15 protein-coding genes are annotated in these 17369 nt (G+C 57.1%); 9 read left to right on the top strand and 6 right to left on the bottom strand.

The features are described from left to right. Positions 1 to 27: 27 nt before the first annotated feature. The 7 genes from ACJJU9_RS05790 to ACJJU9_RS05760 all read left to right on the top strand — a co-directional run bounded on the left by ACJJU9_RS05790 (position 28) and on the right by ACJJU9_RS05760 (position 9514). Positions 28 to 630 (top strand): LysE/ArgO family amino acid transporter, encoded by a 603-nt coding sequence (locus ACJJU9_RS05790; RefSeq protein ID WP_048369652.1) that lies wholly within the window; start codon positions 28 to 30, stop codon positions 628 to 630. Positions 631 to 951: 321 nt separating this feature from the next. Further along, positions 952 to 1548: a superoxide dismutase gene (locus ACJJU9_RS05785; protein WP_123751879.1), complete on the top strand. Its 597-nt coding sequence runs from the start codon at positions 952 to 954 to the stop codon at positions 1546 to 1548. A gap of 244 nt (positions 1549 to 1792) precedes the next feature. Continuing rightward, complete coding sequence (locus tag ACJJU9_RS05780) at positions 1793 to 3844, top strand: putative bifunctional diguanylate cyclase/phosphodiesterase (RefSeq protein ID WP_407730232.1); 2052 nt, start codon at positions 1793 to 1795, stop codon at positions 3842 to 3844. A 174-nt stretch (positions 3845 to 4018) separates the two neighbouring features. Continuing rightward, positions 4019 to 5365, top strand: coding sequence for an imelysin family protein (locus ACJJU9_RS05775; protein WP_273219205.1), 1347 nt, complete (start codon positions 4019 to 4021; stop codon positions 5363 to 5365). 524 nt (positions 5366 to 5889) lie between these two features. Then, the gene (locus tag ACJJU9_RS05770) at positions 5890 to 7311 is read left to right on the top strand and encodes a di-heme oxidoredictase family protein (RefSeq protein WP_123751883.1); all 1422 of its coding nucleotides are present in this window, start codon (positions 5890 to 5892) and stop codon (positions 7309 to 7311) included. Between the two features lie 26 nt (positions 7312 to 7337). After that, positions 7338 to 8402, top strand: coding sequence for an imelysin family protein (locus tag ACJJU9_RS05765; RefSeq protein ID WP_048369642.1), 1065 nt, complete (start codon positions 7338 to 7340; stop codon positions 8400 to 8402). Positions 8403 to 8416: 14 nt separating this feature from the next. Then, a complete protein-coding gene (locus ACJJU9_RS05760; RefSeq protein ID WP_153330873.1) occupies positions 8417 to 9514 on the top strand; it encodes a DUF1513 domain-containing protein in 1098 nt (365 codons plus the stop codon). Between the two features lie 92 nt (positions 9515 to 9606). Here ACJJU9_RS05760 and ACJJU9_RS05755 read toward each other — a convergent pair whose 3' ends face one another. The 6 genes from ACJJU9_RS05755 to ACJJU9_RS05730 all read right to left on the bottom strand — a co-directional run bounded on the left by ACJJU9_RS05755 (position 9607) and on the right by ACJJU9_RS05730 (position 15750). Beyond that, the gene (locus ACJJU9_RS05755) at positions 9607 to 9828 is read right to left on the bottom strand and encodes a hypothetical protein (RefSeq protein WP_048386677.1); all 222 of its coding nucleotides are present in this window, start codon (positions 9826 to 9828) and stop codon (positions 9607 to 9609) included. Then, complete coding sequence (locus tag ACJJU9_RS05750; RefSeq protein ID WP_407730231.1) at positions 9828 to 10544, bottom strand: lipopolysaccharide kinase InaA family protein; 717 nt, start codon at positions 10542 to 10544, stop codon at positions 9828 to 9830. Before ACJJU9_RS05750 ends, ACJJU9_RS05755 begins: the two co-directional genes overlap by 1 nt. Before the next feature lie 223 nt (positions 10545 to 10767). Beyond that, a complete protein-coding gene (locus ACJJU9_RS05745; RefSeq protein ID WP_153334149.1) occupies positions 10768 to 12048 on the bottom strand; it encodes a HAMP domain-containing sensor histidine kinase in 1281 nt (426 codons plus the stop codon). Continuing rightward, positions 12038 to 12721 (bottom strand): two-component system response regulator ColR, encoded by a 684-nt coding sequence (gene colR, locus ACJJU9_RS05740; protein WP_048369631.1) that lies wholly within the window; start codon positions 12719 to 12721, stop codon positions 12038 to 12040. Before colR ends, ACJJU9_RS05745 begins: the two co-directional genes overlap by 11 nt. A gap of 570 nt (positions 12722 to 13291) precedes the next feature. Continuing rightward, the gene (locus tag ACJJU9_RS05735) at positions 13292 to 14416 is read right to left on the bottom strand and encodes an IS481 family transposase (RefSeq protein WP_407729199.1); all 1125 of its coding nucleotides are present in this window, start codon (positions 14414 to 14416) and stop codon (positions 13292 to 13294) included. Positions 14417 to 14754: 338 nt separating this feature from the next. Next, a complete protein-coding gene (locus ACJJU9_RS05730; RefSeq protein ID WP_407730230.1) occupies positions 14755 to 15750 on the bottom strand; it encodes an IS110 family transposase in 996 nt (331 codons plus the stop codon). Between the two features lie 253 nt (positions 15751 to 16003). Between ACJJU9_RS05730 and ACJJU9_RS05725 the strand changes: the two genes are divergently transcribed. Further along, positions 16004 to 16312 (top strand): transposase, encoded by a 309-nt coding sequence (locus ACJJU9_RS05725; RefSeq protein ID WP_076965378.1) that lies wholly within the window; start codon positions 16004 to 16006, stop codon positions 16310 to 16312. Continuing rightward, on the top strand, positions 16309 to 17151 hold the full coding sequence (locus ACJJU9_RS05720) for an IS3 family transposase (RefSeq protein ID WP_407730956.1): 843 nt from the start codon (positions 16309 to 16311) through the stop codon (positions 17149 to 17151). The genes ACJJU9_RS05725 and ACJJU9_RS05720 overlap by 4 nt, the downstream gene beginning before the upstream one ends. Positions 17152 to 17369 lie beyond the last annotated feature (218 nt).

Raw genomic sequence — 17369 nt, 5'->3', positions numbered from 1 at the left:
TGTGATGCAGTTCGGCGAGTATTTCTTATGTGGCAAAGCTACCTTAATGGCCTGTTGGTCGCGTTCGGCCTGATTATGGCCATCGGCACCCAAAACGCTTTCGTGCTTGCACAAAGCTTGCGCCGTGAACACCACCTGCCGGTCGCGGCTTTTTGTGTGATTTGTGACGCATTGCTGGTAGCAGCCGGGGTGTTCGGGCTGGCGACGATTCTGGCGCAAAGCCCGATTTTACTGGGTGTGGCGCGCTGGGGCGGCGCGTTGTTCTTGCTCTGGTACGGCACCCAGGCGCTGCGCCGGGCGTTCTCGGCCTCAAGCCTTGAGCAATCGGCCGGCCAGACCGCGCGTTCGCTCAGGGCGGTGATGCTCAGTGCACTGGCGGTCACCTTGCTCAACCCGCACGTTTACCTCGATACGGTGCTGCTGATTGGCTCGCTTGGCGCTCAGCAAAGCGTACCCGGCGCCTACGTGGTGGGCGCGGCCAGTGCGTCGCTGCTGTGGTTCTTCACCCTGGCCCTGGGCGCGGCATGGCTCGCACCATGGCTGGCCCGCCCTGGCACCTGGCGGCTGCTGGACCTGCTGGTGGCGGCGATGATGTATGCGGTGGCGGTGCAGTTGATTGTTGCCGGGTAACCTCCCGCTTCATCTCGCGATCTTTTGATCTTGAAAATCAAAAGATCGCAGCCTTCGTGCCTCGTCAGCTCCTACGGGGAGGCAAGTGTGCGCATTAACGGGCGGGTGCGGGAGGTCATTTTGCGTGCCTGAAAAAACATCGAGTTTTTCAATCAATCTCGTTGAAACGTCTATTCCACACAGTTGTCGCGTGGTTATGCGCCAACCCCGGTGCTATGATCCAGCGCTTGCGCCGCAAAGAGTACAAACTCCCCGGCGCGTGTTTGGCCGCCCGTGATCGGCCTTGCGCTCATCGCAACTGACCTGATTAGGAGAATCAACATGGCTTTCGAATTGCCGCCGCTGCCGTACGCACATGATGCCTTGCAGCCGCACATCTCCAAGGAAACCCTGGAGTTTCACCACGACAAGCACCACAACACCTACGTCGTGAACCTGAACAACCTGGTGCCAGGCACCGAGTTCGAAGGCAAAACCCTGGAAGAGATCGTTAAAACCTCTTCGGGCGGTATCTTCAACAACGCCGCTCAAGTGTGGAACCACACGTTCTACTGGAACTGCCTGTCGCCAAACGGCGGCGGCGAGCCTACCGGCGCGCTGGCTGATGCCATCAACGCTGCGTTCGGTTCGTTCGAGAAGTTCAAAGAAGAATTCAGCAAAACCTCCATCGGCACTTTCGGCTCCGGCTGGGGCTGGCTGGTGAAGAAGGCTGACGGTTCCCTGGCCCTGGCCAGCACCATCGGCGCCGGCAACCCGCTGACCAGCGGCGACACCCCGCTGCTGACCTGCGACGTTTGGGAACACGCTTACTACATCGACTACCGCAACGTACGTCCGAAGTATGTTGAGGCGTTCTGGAACATCGTTAACTGGAAGTTCGTTGCAGAGCAGTTCGAAGGCAAAACCTTCACTGCCTGAAACTGACTGAACGTTAAAAAAACCCGGCATTGCCGGGTTTTTTTTGGCCTCAGCAAAAGTGCGTGGCCATAGCGCTTCAGACTACTATCAACGGCATGTTTTTTTTATTCGACGGCTCAAGTTCAGCACACCATGAACCGACACACTGGCCAGTCCTCAAACCACTGGATAATGCCCTCGAAAAATGAACGATTACCTGCGCCCATGACCACACCATTATCGGCAAGACACAAGGAATAACCCTTTGAAGCTGGAATTCAAGAACAGCTTGTCGATCAAATTACTCCGGATCGTATTGCTCTCAGCATTGGTTGTGGGAGGAGTATTGGGCTGCGCGCAAATTGTCTTCGATGCCTACCTCACCCGCCAGGCGGTCGGCGAGGACGCCAAGCAGATCCTCAACATGTTTCGCGACCCGTCCACCCAAGCGCTGTACAGCCTGGACCGGGAAATGGCGATGCAGGTCATTGAGGGGCTGTTTAAGGACGACGCACTGCACAAGGCGTCTATCGGGCACCCGAATGAAACCGTGCTCGCGGAAAAAACCCGGCCCTTGCAGCAAACCTCAAGCCGCTGGCTGACCGACTTTATCCTGGGCCAGGAACGCTCATTCAACACGCCGCTGGTGGGCAGTGGCCCCGACAGAGAATATTACGGCGACTTGAGCATTACTCTCGACACGGCCACTTACGGCCAGGGCTTTTTGACCAACGCCGGTGTGCTGTTGCTGTCGGGCGTGTTGCGGGCGCTGCTGATGAGCCTGGTGCTGTACCTGATTTATCACTGGCTGCTGACCAAACCCTTGTCGAAAATGATCCAGCACCTGACCAGCATCAACCCTGACCACCCCAGCGAACATTTGATCCCGCAGCTCAAGGGGCATGAATCCAACGAACTCGGGGTGTGGGTCAACACCGCCAATCAGTTGCTGGCCTCCATAGAGCGCAATGCGCATTTACGCCTGGAAGCCGAAAGCTCCTTGCTGCGCATGGCCCAATACGACTTTTTGACCGGGCTGCCAAACCGTCAGCAACTACAGACCCAATTGAGCAAGATCCTGATTGATTCAGGCCGCTCGCAGCGCCGCGTAGCCGTGCTGTGTGTGGGGCTGGATGATTTCAAAGGCATCAACGAACAATTTGGTTATCAGACGGGCGACCAGTTGCTGCAAGCCCTCACCGATCGTTTGCGGGCGCACAGCGGTAGCCTGGGTGCACTGGCGCGTTTAGGCGGCGACCAGTTTGCGCTGGTTCAGGCGCACATCGAGCAGCCTTATGAGGCCGCCGAACTGGCGCAGGGCATTTTGGATGACCTGGAGACGACGTTCAGCGTCGATCAGCAAAACATCCGCTTGCGCGCCACCATCGGCATCACGTTGTACCCGGAAGATGGCGACACCTGCGAGCAGTTGCTGCAAAAAGCCGAACAAACCATGACCCTGGCCAAAAGCCGCTCGCGCAACCGCTATCAGTTTTATATCGCCAGCGTGGACCGCGAAATGCGCCGCCGCCGCGAGCTGGAAAAAGACCTGCGCGACGCCCTGCTGCGCAACCAGTTGTACCTGGTCTACCAACCGCAGATTCGCTACAGCGATCACCGGGTGGTCGGCGTCGAAGCCTTGTTGCGCTGGCAGCACCCCGAGCACGGCATGATCCCGCCAGACCTGTTTATCCCTTTGGCAGAAGCCAACGCCAGCATCATCGACATTGGCGAGTGGGCACTGGACCAGGCCTGCTGCCAACTGCGCGACTGGCACGATCAGGGGTTCACCGACTTGCGCATGGCGGTCAATCTGTCGACCGTGCAGTTGCACCACGCCGAGTTGCCGCGGGTGGTCAATAACCTGTTGCAGATGTATCGCCTGCCACCCGGCAGCCTGGAGCTGGAAGTGACCGAGACCAGCCTGATGGAAGACATCAGCACCGCCGCCCAGCACTTGCTGAGCTTGCGTCGCTCGGGCGCGCTGATTGCCATTGATGACTTCGGCACCGGCTACTCATCGCTGAGCTACCTGAAAAGCCTGCCGCTGGACAAAATCAAGATCGACAAGAGCTTTGTTCAGGACCTGATTGACGATGACGACGACGCCACCATCGTGCGTGCCATCATCCAGTTGGGTAAAAGTCTGGGCATGCAGGTAATTGCCGAGGGCGTCGAAACCCTCGAACAGGAAACCTATGTGATCAGTGAAGGCTGCCACGAAGGCCAGGGGTATTTGTACAGCAAGCCCTTGGGAGCGCGGGAATTGGGCGCTTATCTGAAGCAGGCGCAGCGCAACAATGCACTTAATATGTAATTTTATGTTTCAAGATTTTGACCAAGGCCACGGCAGTCGCGGCTTGGTGCAGAAGTAAATAGGAAATATTTACAGGCGTAACCCTTTACACAAAATGCATATCTTTCGCATCATGTCGCACGTTTTGCGTGCCGTCGCATGCTTGTCCCACCTCTCGAAGCAGGATGTTCGCCCATGATTCGTATGCCCCTGGCTACCGCCAGTCTGCTGGCCATTGCTATTTCACTCGCCGGTTGCGGCGACAAAGACAAAGAAAAAACAGCCACAGCACCTACGCCAGCCGCAGCGACCACTCCTGCTACGCCAGCCACTGATGCTTCGGGCGCGCAAGTTAACGACGCCGCAGCCAAAGCTGTTGTCGCGCATTACGCCGACATGGTGCATGCCGTGTACAGCGACTCCGAGTCCACCGCCAAAACCCTGCAAACCGCCGTCGACGCGTTCTTGGCCAAGCCCAATGCCGACACCCTGAAGGCCGCACGTGAGGCCTGGATTGCAGCGCGCGTCCCTTACCTGCAAAGCGAAGTGTTCCGCTTCGGTAACACCATCATTGATGACTGGGAAGGCCAAGTGAACGCCTGGCCGCTGGACGAAGGCCTGATCGACTACGTTGACGCCACCTACAGCGGCGCACTGGGCAACCCCGGAGCGAACGCCAACATCATCGCCAACACCCAGATTCAGGTGGGCGAAGACAAGATCGACGTGACTGAAATCACTCCGGAAACCCTGGCCAGCCTCAATGAGCTGGGCGGTTCCGAAGCCAACGTCGCCACCGGCTACCACGCCATTGAATTCCTGTTGTGGGGCCAGGACCTGAACGGCACCGGCCCAGGCGCGGGCGACCGCCCTGCTTCGGACTACCTCGAAGGCGAAGGCGCAACCGGCGGCCATAATGATCGTCGTCGTGCCTACCTGAAAGCCGTGACCCAGTTGCTGGTCAACGACCTGACTGAAATGGTCGGCAACTGGGCGCCAAACGTGCCTGACAACTACCGCGCCTCGCTCGAAGCAGAGCCTGCACAAAACGGCCTGCGCAAAATGCTGTTTGGCATGGGCAGCCTGTCGTTGGGCGAACTGGCCGGTGAGCGCATGAAAGTGTCGCTGGAAGCCAACTCCCCTGAAGACGAGCAAGACTGCTTCAGCGACAACACCCACAACTCGCACTTCTACGACGCCAAAGGCATTCGTAACGTGTACCTGGGTGAGTACGTGCGCGCTGACGGCAGCAAAATGACCGGCCCAAGCCTGTCGTCGCTGGTCGTCGTCGTTGACCCGGCCACAGACGCCACCCTGAAGTCCGACCTGGCCGACACCGAAGCCAAGATCCAGGTCATGGTAGACCTCGCCAACAAAGGCGAGCACTACGACCAGTTGATCGCCGCGGGCAACGAAGCCGGCAACCAGGTGGTACGTGATGCCATCGCAGCCCTGGTCAAACAGACTGCCGCTATCGAACAAGCCGCAGGCAAGCTGGGCATCAGCGACCTGAACCCGGACAACGCTGACCACGAGTTCTGATGGGCGATGTGTAAGTGAGTGACGCAAAAGGCGACCTTCGGGTCGCCTTTTTTGTGGGCCGTTCAAACTGTAGGAGCGAGCTTGCCTCGCGATCTTTTGATCTTAAAAGATCGCGAGGCAAGCTCGCTCCTACAGTGGGGAAATCCAGCAGGGTATTGTCAGTTCTTTATGGCGGCCGGGGGGTGCAGACAATAAGAACCATAAGGATCTGTCTGGCATTTATAAGCAAGTTCAGGGCTGTAGGTTCCAGGAGATAGCCGGCTGTTTGTACATGCAGAAACGGCCATCACTGTGACTAAGACGATAAGCACTTTCATGTTCCCTCCGTTTTTAGCCAGCATGAACTTTGCGGAAAAGACGTATATCGCTTGTATCTGATTATCAGGTGGGAAATACCTGCTGTATTACTGAGTTTGTAGGTCCTGATCCTGATCGACCCAACCAAACGCTAATTCCTCTTATTTCAATTCACCTTCCCTGATAAACTTTCGCCCCTCGATTTTGCTCACTGGTCTGGACGTTTGATGCCTTCGTTGCCTCTGCGCCTGTCTTTGCTGCTGGCCTTGGGGCTGGCTGGCTGTGATGAGGCGCCGCGCTTTACTCAACCCGAGCCCGGCGAAGCCCGCTCTGGAGGTGACACGACGGTGTTTAAAACCGATCGCAATGCCTTTTCGATGCCGTCTGCGAATCTGTCGCCCACTCAACGGCTGGATTTCAGCGTCGGCAACAGTTTTTTCCGCAGCCCGTGGGTGATTGCACCTTCCACCACCACGGCGCGTGACGGGTTAGGCCCGCTGTTTAATACCAATGCCTGCCAAAACTGCCATATCCGCGACGGCCGTGGGCATCCGCCAGCGCCTGATGCCAAGAATGCGGTGTCGATGCTGGTGCGTCTGTCGATCCCCAATGAGCCCACTTACGCCAAGCTGATCGAGCAAACCGGCATCGTTCCCGAGCCGGTGTACGGTGGCCAGTTGCAAGACATGGCGGTGCCCGGTGTCGCCCCGGAAGGCAAGGTGCGGGTGGACTATGAAGCCGTGCCCGTACGCTTCAAGGACGGCACCGAAGTCCAGTTGCGCAAGCCTTTGCTGCAGATCACTCAGTTAGGCTACGGGCCCATGCATCCCGACACGCGCTTCTCGGCGCGCATTGCCCCGCCGATGATTGGCTTGGGGCTGCTTGAAGCTATCCCCGAAGAGGCGATCCTGGCCAATGCCGCGGCCAACAAAAATGACGCGGGCATTAACGGGCGGCCTAACCGGGTATGGGATGACGCTCAGCAAAAGACGGTTTTAGGCCGTTTTGGCTGGAAAGCAGGCCAACCGAACCTCAATCAACAAAATGTTCACGCCTTTTCTGGTGATATGGGGCTCACCACCAGCCTGAGACCGTTTGATGATTGCACCCCCGCGCAAACCGACTGCCTGGCAGCGCCCAACGGCAATGGCCCGGATGGCGAACCCGAGGTCAGTGACAACATTCTGCGTCTCGTCGAGTTTTACACCCGCAACCTCGCCGTGCCTGCGCGCCGTGATGTCGATTCGCCGCAGGTGCTGGCCGGTAAAAACCTGTTCTATCAGGCCGGTTGCGTGTCGTGCCATACGCCAAAATTCACCACCTCGGCCAACGCCGCCGAACCTGAGCTGGCCAATCAGGTCATTTACCCGTACAGCGATCTGCTGCTACACAACATGGGCCCGGGCCTTGCGGATAACCGCACCGAGTTCGCCGCCTCGGGCAGCGATTGGCGCACACCGCCACTGTGGGGCATTGGTTTGACCCAGACCGTGAGCGGGCACACTCAGTTTTTGCACGATGGTCGTGCACGCAACCTGCTTGAAGCCGTGCTGTGGCACGGCGGTGAGGCCGAACCGGCCAAGCAGCAGGTGTTGCAATTTAATGCCGAGCAGCGCGCTGCGTTGCTGGCGTTCCTGAATTCTCTTTAACGCCTTATAAGATCGGGGACCCCGACATGTTCAGACCCAAACTGTTGTTCACCAGCCTGGCCGCTATCGCTTTGGCAGCCTGCTCGCCGCAAGATCAGCAAGCCGTCACTTCGGCAGCTATCGCCAAGCAGGTGATTCTGCCGACCTACAGCCGCTGGGTAGAGGCCGACCGCCAACTGGCGATCAGTGCACTGGCTTACTGCGAAGGTAAAGAGACGCTTGAGACTGCTCGCGCCGACTTCCTGCACGCACAAAAAGCCTGGGCCGAACTGCAACCGTTGCTGATTGGCCCGCTGGCTGAAGGCAATCGCTCGTGGCAAGTGCAATTCTGGCCGGACAAAAAGAACCTGGTCGGCCGTCAGGTTGAGCAACTGGTGGTGGCTCAACCACAGATCGATGCCGCCGCGCTGGCCAAGTCCAGCGTTGTCGTGCAAGGCCTGTCGGCGTATGAGTACATTTTGTTCGACAGCAATATCGACCTGGCTGACAGCGCACAGAAAACCCGTTACTGCCCGCTGCTGACCGCCATTGGCGAGCGTCAGAAGCAGTTGGCCGAAGAGATCCTGGCGAGCTGGAACAGCACTGACGGCATGTTGGCGCAAATGACCAAGTTCCCGAACCAGCGCTACGCCGACTCTCACGAGGCCATCGCCGACCTGCTGCGTGTGCAGGTAACGGCACTCGACACCCTGAAAAAGAAGCTCGGCACACCGATGGGTCGTCAGAGCAAAGGCATCCCGCAACCGTTGCAGGCTGATGCATGGCGCAGCCAGGCGTCCCTGCAAAGCCTTGCGGCCAGCCTCGCTGCGGCGCAAACCGTGTGGGCCGGGGTCGACAACAAAGGCTTGCGCGGCTTGTTGCCTGCTGAACAAAAGCCGTTGGCTGACAAGATCGACGCTGCTTACGCGACATCCCTCAAGCTGTTCAACGACAATCAGCGCTCCCTCAATGAGCTGCTGGCTGATGAAGCTGGCCGCGAGCAACTGAATGCCATCTACGACAGCCTCAATGTCGTGCACCGTCTGCACGAAGGCGAACTGGCTAAGGCGCTGGGCATTCAACTGGGCTTTAACGCCAACGACGGCGATTGATGAAGGATGGTTCGATGATGCGCAGGCAAGCTCTCAAGCTCGGCGGTTTACTGCTGAGTGCCATTACCCTGGGTGGCTGGTCGCTGTCCAAACAAGGCCGCAGCCCGCTGCTCTTGAGTGCCCGTGACGATGTCGACGGCAATCACTTTGCCGTGGGCTATCGCCTGGATGGCACCCAGGTGTTCAGCACCCGGGTCAACCAGCGCTGCCATGACATCATCAACCACCCAACGTTGCCGATTGCCTTGTTTGTGGCACGCCGCCCCGGGACTGAGAGTTACCTGATCAGCCTCAAGGACGGCCAATTGCTGCAAACCATCACCTCGCTGCCCAATCGCCATTTTTATGGTCACGCGGTGATCCATAAAGACGGCGAGTGGTTGTACACCACCGAGAATGACACCAGCGATCCGGGGCGCGGCCTGTTGGGGGTTTACCGCTTTGAAGGCGAGCGCCTGGTGCACAGCGGCGAAATCCCGACCCACGGCGTGGGTCCGCACCAAGTGTCGTGGATGCCTGATGGTGAAACCCTGGTGGTGGCCAACGGCGGTATTCGTACCGAAGCTGAAAGCCGGGTTGAGATGAACCTCAATGCGATGGAGCCCAGCCTGGTGCTGATGCAGCGTGACGGTACGTTGCTGAGCAAAGAAACCCTGAGCCAGCAGATGAACAGCGTGCGCCATCTGGGCATTGCCACAGACGGCACCGTCGTCGCGTGTCAGCAGTTTATGGGCGACGCCCACGAATTGTCCGAGTTGCTGGCCATCAAGCGCCCCGGTCAGCCTTTTCAGCCGTTCCCGGTGGCGGAGCCGCAATTGCGCGCCATGGGCCATTACACGGCCAGTGTGGCGGTACACAGCGAGTTGCGCCTGGTAGCCTTGACGGCGCCGCGGGGTAACCGGTTTTTTGTCTGGGACCTGGACAGTGGCGCGTTGCGCCTGGATGCACCCCTGCCGGACTGTGCGGGCGTCGGTGCTGTGCAAGACGGGTTTGTGGTGACGTCAGGGCAAGGCCGCTGCCGCTTTTACGATTGCCGTAAAAGCGAGCTGATGGCCAAGCCTTTAGAGCTGCCGTCGGGGCTTTGGGATAATCATTTGCATGTGATGTCGTAGGGTGCTTCTGTACGACTAACACTGGATGTACTCAAGAAAACGGGGGGCTTCGCCCCCCTTCGCCGCCTTCGGCAGCGACTACGGTTTGTTTATTACGGTCTCATTCCCTGCTTCATTCCATACATAAACAGCAAAAGTTCATGATCGGGCTTCGCGTCTATCGCGACTTTTGCCACGCGCGGGATCGGGCATTGGGCGTCTGGTTGGGCTCTGCTCAATACCTGCATCACGGGCGGCTGCCACGCCGCCACTGCCGCCGTGGCAATGGCCAGAGAGCCCAGCAAAAACAAACCTCGTGCTATTTCTCGCTTCATCACCGTAACCCTTTGATGGCGCTGCCAAACACCTTTTCATAAAAGTAGTTCAGTTTGTTCCAGTCGTCGGTGTTCCACGATGAATGGCGGCGCAGCTGTTTGAGGTCGTGCGAGGCCGCCTTGCGGGCCGTCAGCCGTTGTCGGCTCTTTTCAAGGTCCAGTAGTGCCACATCGACTTGAGCACTTTCACCCGTGCCGGTCACCCGGACAAACACATGCTTGGCATACAGGCAGCCATGCTGCCAGCGGCCCAGATGCATGTGTGCCAAGGTCGTGGCGATGGTTTCAAGCACCCGATCATGTACCACTTCACCGTGAATTTCGCGTTCGCCGGCAGCGTACCAGTTGTCTATTTCAATAAAATTTTCCAGCGCTGCGGTAACCAACAATGCACGCCACTGTTTATCTGCGCCTTGTTGCGCCCCGCAATACACCAGTTCTGGCACGCCCACCGCTAAACGGTTAAACGCCAGGAGCGCGTCACGCTCACGCAATACCGTCGGGCGGCCCAACGGGTAACGCCAACTGCGGTAGGTGTGTCCGACCTGACGTTTGACGTAGAGCAAGCGGCCATTGGCCTCGTGAATCCGCTGTACACCACTTTCACCGCCACGACGCTGATTCGGTTCTTCTACCCACTCGCCTTGCTGCTGCCAGTAGAACTCAAAGCGGTTTTCAGTCGCAGTGTGGGATGGCGATACGGAATCAACGGTCATGCATTACCTCTTGCGTAATATTTAAACCCGCTGCGAAGCAATGCCGCGTCACGTTAACCAGTGGAACGTTCGCATCAGGTCATCATTGTGTGAAAAATATGTACGGCTAAGCCTGTAACCGCTGCAGGGTTTTACAGGCTCAACGTACTAGCTCGGGGCCACTGTACGGACTAATCATCAGTAGGGAAAGCGACCCACAGAATGTGGGTCGTGAGAGGACACTTCACATTTCTACTGGATTAAGCTCTACGTGGAAGCGGCAACCGTTGGGTTCCATGGTGGTCAATGTCACTCGCCAGCCTTGGCTGTCGCAGATCCGCTGGACCAATGAGAGGCCCAACCCAAGCCCTTCACCGCGTTTTTCGCCGCCCCGCACAAAGGGCTGAAACATGGCCTGACGCTTCTCTTCGGGGATGCCCACACCACTGTCCTCGACCACAAACCCGGTGGGCTCAAGGCTCAAGCGAATGAACCCGACGTCGGTGTAGTGCAAAGCATTACGCAACAGGTTGCCCATGACCGCATGCAAAAACGTCGCGTTGTAGCGGGTATCGAGCGGGTTGCCGGGGTCATAGATCAGTGTCAGACCTTTCGCTTCGATAGGCCCCCGCCACAGGCTGATCAAGCCCTCGGCCACGGTTGTCAGGGTGACCGTCGGCGACATGGTGGAGTCTTCATGCTGTGCACGGGCGAGCATGAGGAAGGTCTGCACCAGCTCACGCATTTCTTCACAGGCGCGGGAAATTCGCTCCACTTGCGAGCGACTGCGTTGATCCAGCGACGGGCTTTCGAGCAACAGTTCGCAGGAGCTCGCCAACACCATCAGCGGTGTACGCAATTCGTGGCTCACGTCACTGGTAAACAGCCGCTCACGGGTCAAGGTGTCGCGCAGGCGGCCAAGAGTGGCGTCAAAGGCCACGGCCAACTCGCCCACCTCATCGGCGGCATAATCGGGCGCCAGCGGCGGGGCCAAGCCCAGCAATTGCTCTCGATGGCGGACCTGACGTGCCAGCCGTACCACCGGCGCCATTACCCTGCGCGCCAGGACCCAACCGAGGAAAACCGCCAGCGCCAGCGCCAGCACGAACCCGACCAGCACTACGGCGAACAGCACACGCTCGCGCTCTTCAAAATCGCTTTGGTCTTGCAGCAACACGTAGCGCCGCCCGTCGACCACCTCGACCATCGCGTGATACGACAGTTGATCACGGAACACTTCATGAAAGCCCGGTTCCAGGTGGCGCAAGTCTTTGGGCAAGGCAAAATCACCGCGCCCGCCGCTGTAATAAAACAGCTGATCGGGCTCTGGACGGTGGTTCCAGTCGCTGACGTTATCCATCAACAGCAAACGCTGCAGATCCCCGCCCAAGCCTGCTGAAATCAGTTTTTCTTCGACCAGGTGCACCGTGGCGACAATGCCCATGGCGAACGTCCCGGCCACCAGCGCACTCATCAGCGCAAAGGCGATGATGATCCGTTGGGCAAGGCTTTGTTTAAACTCCATCACGACTCTCGGCGAGGCGATACCCTACGCCATGCACCGTTTGCAGCAAGGGCTTGTCGAACGGTTTGTCGATCACTTGACGCAACTGGTGAACGTGGCTGCGCAAGCTGTCGCTGTCCGGGCAGTCATCGCCCCACAGGGCCTCTTCGAGCACTTCACGGCGCAACACATGCGGGCTTTTTTGCATCAACACGGCCAGCAGTTTCAAGCCGACCGGGTTGAGCTTGAGCATGCGCCCTTCGCGGGTGACTTCCAGGGTGTCGAGGTCGTAGCGCAAGTCTGCGACCTGCAGCTCGCGACGGCCGCCGCCTTGCGCACGGCGCAGCACGGCTTCGATCCGCGCTGCCAGCTCGGACAAAGCGAAAGGTTTGAGCAGGTAGTCATCAGCACCGGACTTGAAGCCTTGCAGGCGATCATCCAACTGGTCACGGGCCGTGAGCATAATGACCGGCGTGTCGCGACGGGCGTCTTCGCGCAAGCGCTTGCACAGTGTGTAACCGTCAATGCCCGGCAACATGATGTCGAGCACGATCAAGTCGTAGTGTTCAGTCGCAGCCAGATGCAACCCGGACAGGCCGTCCTGCGCGCAGTCAACGGTGTACCCCTTAAGCCCCAGGTAGTCCGCCAGATTGGCGAGGATATCGCGATTGTCTTCAACCAATAAAATTCGCATGGGCACTTTTCTCCGTACGCAGTAACGGCCTTCTCGGCCACGGCAGCTTAAGGCCAAGAGCCGCGCAGAGCCAGCGTTGTAGGGCGTTTACACGATTTAGTTAACGGCCGCGCGATGTTGACGAGTCTTTCACTCGACGCTCACACACTACCAACAACGGCGACTGCATACTCGTGCGCCCACAGGTGTTTTGTGGGTGGCAGATCATAAGATCGCAGCCTCTTATCAAACACAACATAAGTTATTGATTCTAAATACCTTGTAGGAGCGAGCTTGCTCGCGATCTGTTGATCTTGATCTGGCTTTTGATCTTGATCTAAGAGGCCCCGTTAAACCACGCTGGCCGAACGCAGGTTTTGCGCAGTGGGTAACCCGGCAGGACGCCGGGTTAGCCGCGACACGGCCAGGGATGGCCGATCGCGGCGGGCCTACGGAGCAAGGCCTGTGGTGAGGGCATGCCGAGCCTCAGCGAGGCACCGAGGGGTTGGGGCAAAAAGCGTTTGGTTACTTTGCGCTTTTTGTAGAGACCGGACACATGGTTGACACATGTGCGGGGACATAGTGGACACATTATGAACCGTAGTCCGGTTTGTTCACGTCGATAGTTCGCAAAAAGTGATGGCAGAAGTAGACGTCAAACAGTTGATCGCTTTCTGGGTTTGGGCGTATAGCAATATGCTGCCCAACCAAACCCTTGGCGATGCTGAAATAACGTTTCTGGAAGCGAAACCGACTGTGGTAAACCTTGGCCAATACGTCATCCGATCCGTATTCAAACTCCGATAGCTGCTGCGGATATGCCCAGGGACTAGACCGGTACCGGTCCATTGGCACCTGGTAGTCCAACCCTTGATGGGGGCGCTGTAGGTTGTAAATTTCACGCCACCGGTCGAAAGCCGTTTGAGCGTCAGTCAACGTAGAAAAATGCCGACCATTGAGCACTTCGGCTTTCAGTGAACGATGGAAACGCTCAATTTTCCCATTGGTTTGCGGGTGATAAGGGCGGCTGAAACTTATCCGGATGCCTAGGCGGATTAGCCAGATACTCAACTCCGTGATCTCGCCGGGATTACGCGGTGAGCCCCAAGGCGGGCCATTATCGACGTTGATGCGGGCTGGCAAGCCGTAAGTTCGGAAAACCTCGATCATCTTCTTCTGCACCGTGTCCCCACGCTCGTTATCACAAGCTTGTATAGCCAAGTTGAATCGGGAATGGTCGTCCAGCAGCGTTAGGGGATGGCATCGGCCTTGTTGCATCGCAAAGTGTCCTTTGAAATCCATCTGCCAAAGGTCGTTAGGCGCAGCATGTTCAAACCTCAGCTTGGCCGGTGGCCCCTTGTCAGAAGGCTGAATCAGGCCGTGCCGATGCAGAATGTTAGTGACGGTGCTGGGGGCGATACGATTTTTCAACAGGCTGCTGATTGTGCGTCCGCCCCATGCAGGGTTGTCTTGTCTAATCGCCAAGACCTCAGACTCCAAACCGGCCTGAGTCAGTTTCGGACTCATATTAGGCCTGCGGGACTTCTCCTCTAAGCCCGGTTTACCTTGGGCTTTGTAGCGTTCTAGCCACTTATAAGCTGTTTGCGGGCTGATACCGAATCGTCGGCACAGCTCGCGTTTATTGCTGCCGGGTTGCCGTGCTAAAGCAACGAACTCTTCTTTCAGGCTCATGGCGTCTCTCGTATTCCAAGGCATGATGGTTCTCCGGCGAAATTAGCTCACCGAAAAGTGTCCACCATGTCCCCGTACACCCGTCAACCATGTGTCCGGTCTCTACAGCTTTTTCAAAGTGACGCGGCGTAAGGCCGGAACCCTAAGTGGCCGTTGCCGCAGCAACGGATATGTACATAAAAGAAAAAAGCCCCTCACCCTAGCCCTCTCCCGGAGGGAGAGGGGACTGATTGGGGGATGCTGAAGATACTTGGTGGCCTGTTTGCTGCGCGACAGCGCGGCGTCGTAGACGGGGCGGCAACTCCTATCAAACATAAAATAAGTGATTGACTCTAAAGGCCCTGTAGATACTCTGTTCACGGTCAAGTTTTTGCGCGATCTTTCTCGCTGAAAAGCTTGGCCGTATCAAATTCTTCGCCTGAGCGCATGCAAGCCCATAAACCGATCAGGTACTTGCGCATTACTGTTCCAATGGCCTGCATTTTCTTCTTGCCGCGAGCGACTAGAGCCTCGTAGAAGGCTTTCACGTTTTCATCGCATCGGACTGCCGTCAAAGCAGGCATGAACATCGCTGCGCGTAGATAGGCGTTGCCACATTTCGACATTCGGCCAGGGCGGTTTATGCTTGTTCCTGATTGAGTCAATCTCACGTCCAGCCCCGCATAACGACTCACCTGCGGCGATTTAAGCGTCACAGGAAGGACTGTCAGCTCAGCCAGTGCCGTAATTGCTGAAGCCTTTCCCACGCCAGGTGCCGCCATCATGCAGTGAAATTGCAACGTCAGGTTCGGGCATTTAGCGATAGCGTCGCGCGCTGCCTTTTTTAAACGATCAATTCGTATATCCAGCGCAGCAATAGCATCTTCCTCATCTTCGATCAGCAACTTAAAACTCGTACCTGTTGCTTGCAAAGCATGGAGCTCATTCTTAGCCCTCGTCCGATGACCAATTAATCGATTGATATGACGGCCAATCGCACGCAGTGTCAGTTGATCCGCAGTCGGTGGGACCCAGAGCCGAGGTGTCATGCGCTCACCATATTCGGCCAGCAACTGCGCATCAATCGGATCCGTCTTACTGGTCTGAAGCATCAATTTGGCAAAATTATGAAAGCTTTTAGGGTTTATCACCGAGACCGGCAAGCCAGCGGCATGCAACTCCAGCGCAAGATCCAAGTAGTAAATACCAGTGGCCTCCATAACCACGCTTAGCGGTTTGAGGCCCAACATTTTGTTTACTGCGGCCTTGCGCCCCTTTGCTGTTTGCTGAATTTCCCATTGGCCAACTGTTTTGCCGTTTTGTCGCCATCCCATAGCAGACGTTTTGGCGCCAATGTCTATGCCAACATGAATATTCACGCTTTTCACTTCCCGAACTTTAGGTAAGATTGCCCCTGGTTCCCCCGACCTCGAACTTCATGCCGCTACAACCTTGTAATGCGAAGTCCGATTAGTCGGCTTCTCGATACTCTTCGTAGTGAGCAATGAGGCGGGGGGACCTCTCTACAGACAAGGTCAGGAGCAAGTCCTGCCTTTAGGAGCGATCGTGAACTGGCCTAATGCTCCCGGACACCTCTTAAGGGCGATATGATTCGCCCAATCAGGAGGTTCCATGCAAGAGCGAAAGACCTACACCCGCGAGTTCAAGCAACGTGCTGCAAGCATGGTTCTTGATGATAGCTGCTCAGTTCCTGACGTCTGTGCATCGATGGACGTTGGGCCTACCGCTCTGCGCCGCTGGATTGATCAGGTTCGCAAAGAGCGTCAGAAAGGGCAGCCAGTGGCAGGTACCAAGGCAATCAGCGACGAACAACGAGAGCTTCAACAGCTGCGAGCCAAGGTCAAGCGCCTGGAGACCGAGGCTGAAATCTTAAAAAAAGCTACGGCTCTCTTGATGTCGGATCCCGATCGTTTTTCCTGATCGAAGAGCTGAGAGAGTCGACCTCATATCCGACCCGCCTCCTTTGTAGTGCTTTGAGCGTTTCCCGCAGCGCGTTTTATGACTGGCTTAAGCGTCGTTCAGCGCCGAATACCAAGCGTGACGCGCTCAGAGCAAAAGTCGTGCAACTGCATGACGAAAGCCGGGGAAGTGCAGGCGCGCGGATGATCTCTCAGCACTTGAAGGCCCAGCAGATCAAAGTGGGGCGGCATCTGGCCGGAAAACTCATGGCGGAGGCAAATTTGGCCAGCAGACAGCGCCGTCGCCATCAGTATCGCTCTAGAGGCGTCGAAGCATTTGTGGCCAAGAACCTGCTCAAGCGTAACTTCGAGCCAACCGCAATCAATCAGGTCTGGTGCGGCGACGTTACCAGCCTGATGGTTGGTAAACGCTGGTATCACTTGGCAGCAGTCATTGATCTGTTCGCCCGCCGAATCGTTGGCTGGGCGTTCTCTCTGATCAATGACGCCAACCTGGTTAGCAGAGCGCTGAGAATGGCGGTGGAGGTTCGAGGTAAACATGCAGGCTTGATGTTTCATTCGGATCAAGGCTGCCAATACACCAGCCAGCTCTTTCAGTCCGCGCTGCTGGAGCATGGGATAACACAAAGCATGAGCCGCAGAGGGCAGTGCTGGGACAACGCGCCAACAGAGCGTTTCTTCGGGACACTCAAATCAGAGTGGGTGCCCAATAAGGGCTACACGACAGTTGAAGAAGCCAGGCAGGATATAACTAGCTTCTTCATGCGATACAACCGAATCAGGCTCCACAGCTACAACAACTACCTGTCGCCAATAGCCATGGAGCAAAAAGCGGCATAAACACCGTAATCGGTGTCCGGGATTACTTGACCAGTTCAGCTTGCCTCGCGATCTTTTGATCTTGATCTAAGAGCCCCCTCACCACGCCTCTCCCGAAGGAGAGGGAACCGATTGGGGGATGCTGAAGATACTCGCTGTCCTGTTTGCTGCGCGACAGCGCGGCGTCGAAGACGGGGTGGCCCCTCCTATCAAACACAAAATAAGTGATTGATTCTAAA

The organism is Pseudomonas helleri, from assembly GCF_045830615.1.
GTDB lineage: Bacteria > Pseudomonadota > Gammaproteobacteria > Pseudomonadales > Pseudomonadaceae > Aquipseudomonas > Aquipseudomonas helleri.
The sequence above is the reverse complement of the archived record's forward strand: the minus strand, read 5'-3'. Positions and strand labels throughout refer to the sequence as shown.

Excerpts from the sequence above, each read along its gene's own strand:
- ACJJU9_RS05790 (WP_048369652.1), top strand. The coding sequence starts at position 28 with ATGTGGCAAAGCTACCTTAATGGCCTGTTGGTCGCGTTCGGCCTGATT.
- ACJJU9_RS05785 (WP_123751879.1), top strand. The coding sequence starts at position 952 with ATGGCTTTCGAATTGCCGCCGCTGCCGTACGCACATGATGCCTTGCAG.
- ACJJU9_RS05775 (WP_273219205.1), top strand. The coding sequence starts at position 4,019 with ATGATTCGTATGCCCCTGGCTACCGCCAGTCTGCTGGCCATTGCTATT.
- ACJJU9_RS05770 (WP_123751883.1), top strand. The coding sequence starts at position 5,890 with ATGCCTTCGTTGCCTCTGCGCCTGTCTTTGCTGCTGGCCTTGGGGCTG.
- ACJJU9_RS05765 (WP_048369642.1), top strand. The coding sequence starts at position 7,338 with ATGTTCAGACCCAAACTGTTGTTCACCAGCCTGGCCGCTATCGCTTTG.
- ACJJU9_RS05760 (WP_153330873.1), top strand. The coding sequence starts at position 8,417 with ATGATGCGCAGGCAAGCTCTCAAGCTCGGCGGTTTACTGCTGAGTGCC.
- ACJJU9_RS05755 (WP_048386677.1), bottom strand. The coding sequence starts at position 9,828 with ATGAAGCGAGAAATAGCACGAGGTTTGTTTTTGCTGGGCTCTCTGGCC.
- ACJJU9_RS05750 (WP_407730231.1), bottom strand. The coding sequence starts at position 10,544 with ATGACCGTTGATTCCGTATCGCCATCCCACACTGCGACTGAAAACCGC.
- ACJJU9_RS05745 (WP_153334149.1), bottom strand. The coding sequence starts at position 12,048 with ATGGAGTTTAAACAAAGCCTTGCCCAACGGATCATCATCGCCTTTGCG.
- colR (WP_048369631.1), bottom strand. The coding sequence starts at position 12,721 with ATGCGAATTTTATTGGTTGAAGACAATCGCGATATCCTCGCCAATCTG.
- ACJJU9_RS05735 (WP_407729199.1), bottom strand. The coding sequence starts at position 14,416 with ATGCCTTGGAATACGAGAGACGCCATGAGCCTGAAAGAAGAGTTCGTT.
- ACJJU9_RS05725 (WP_076965378.1), top strand. The coding sequence starts at position 16,004 with ATGCAAGAGCGAAAGACCTACACCCGCGAGTTCAAGCAACGTGCTGCA.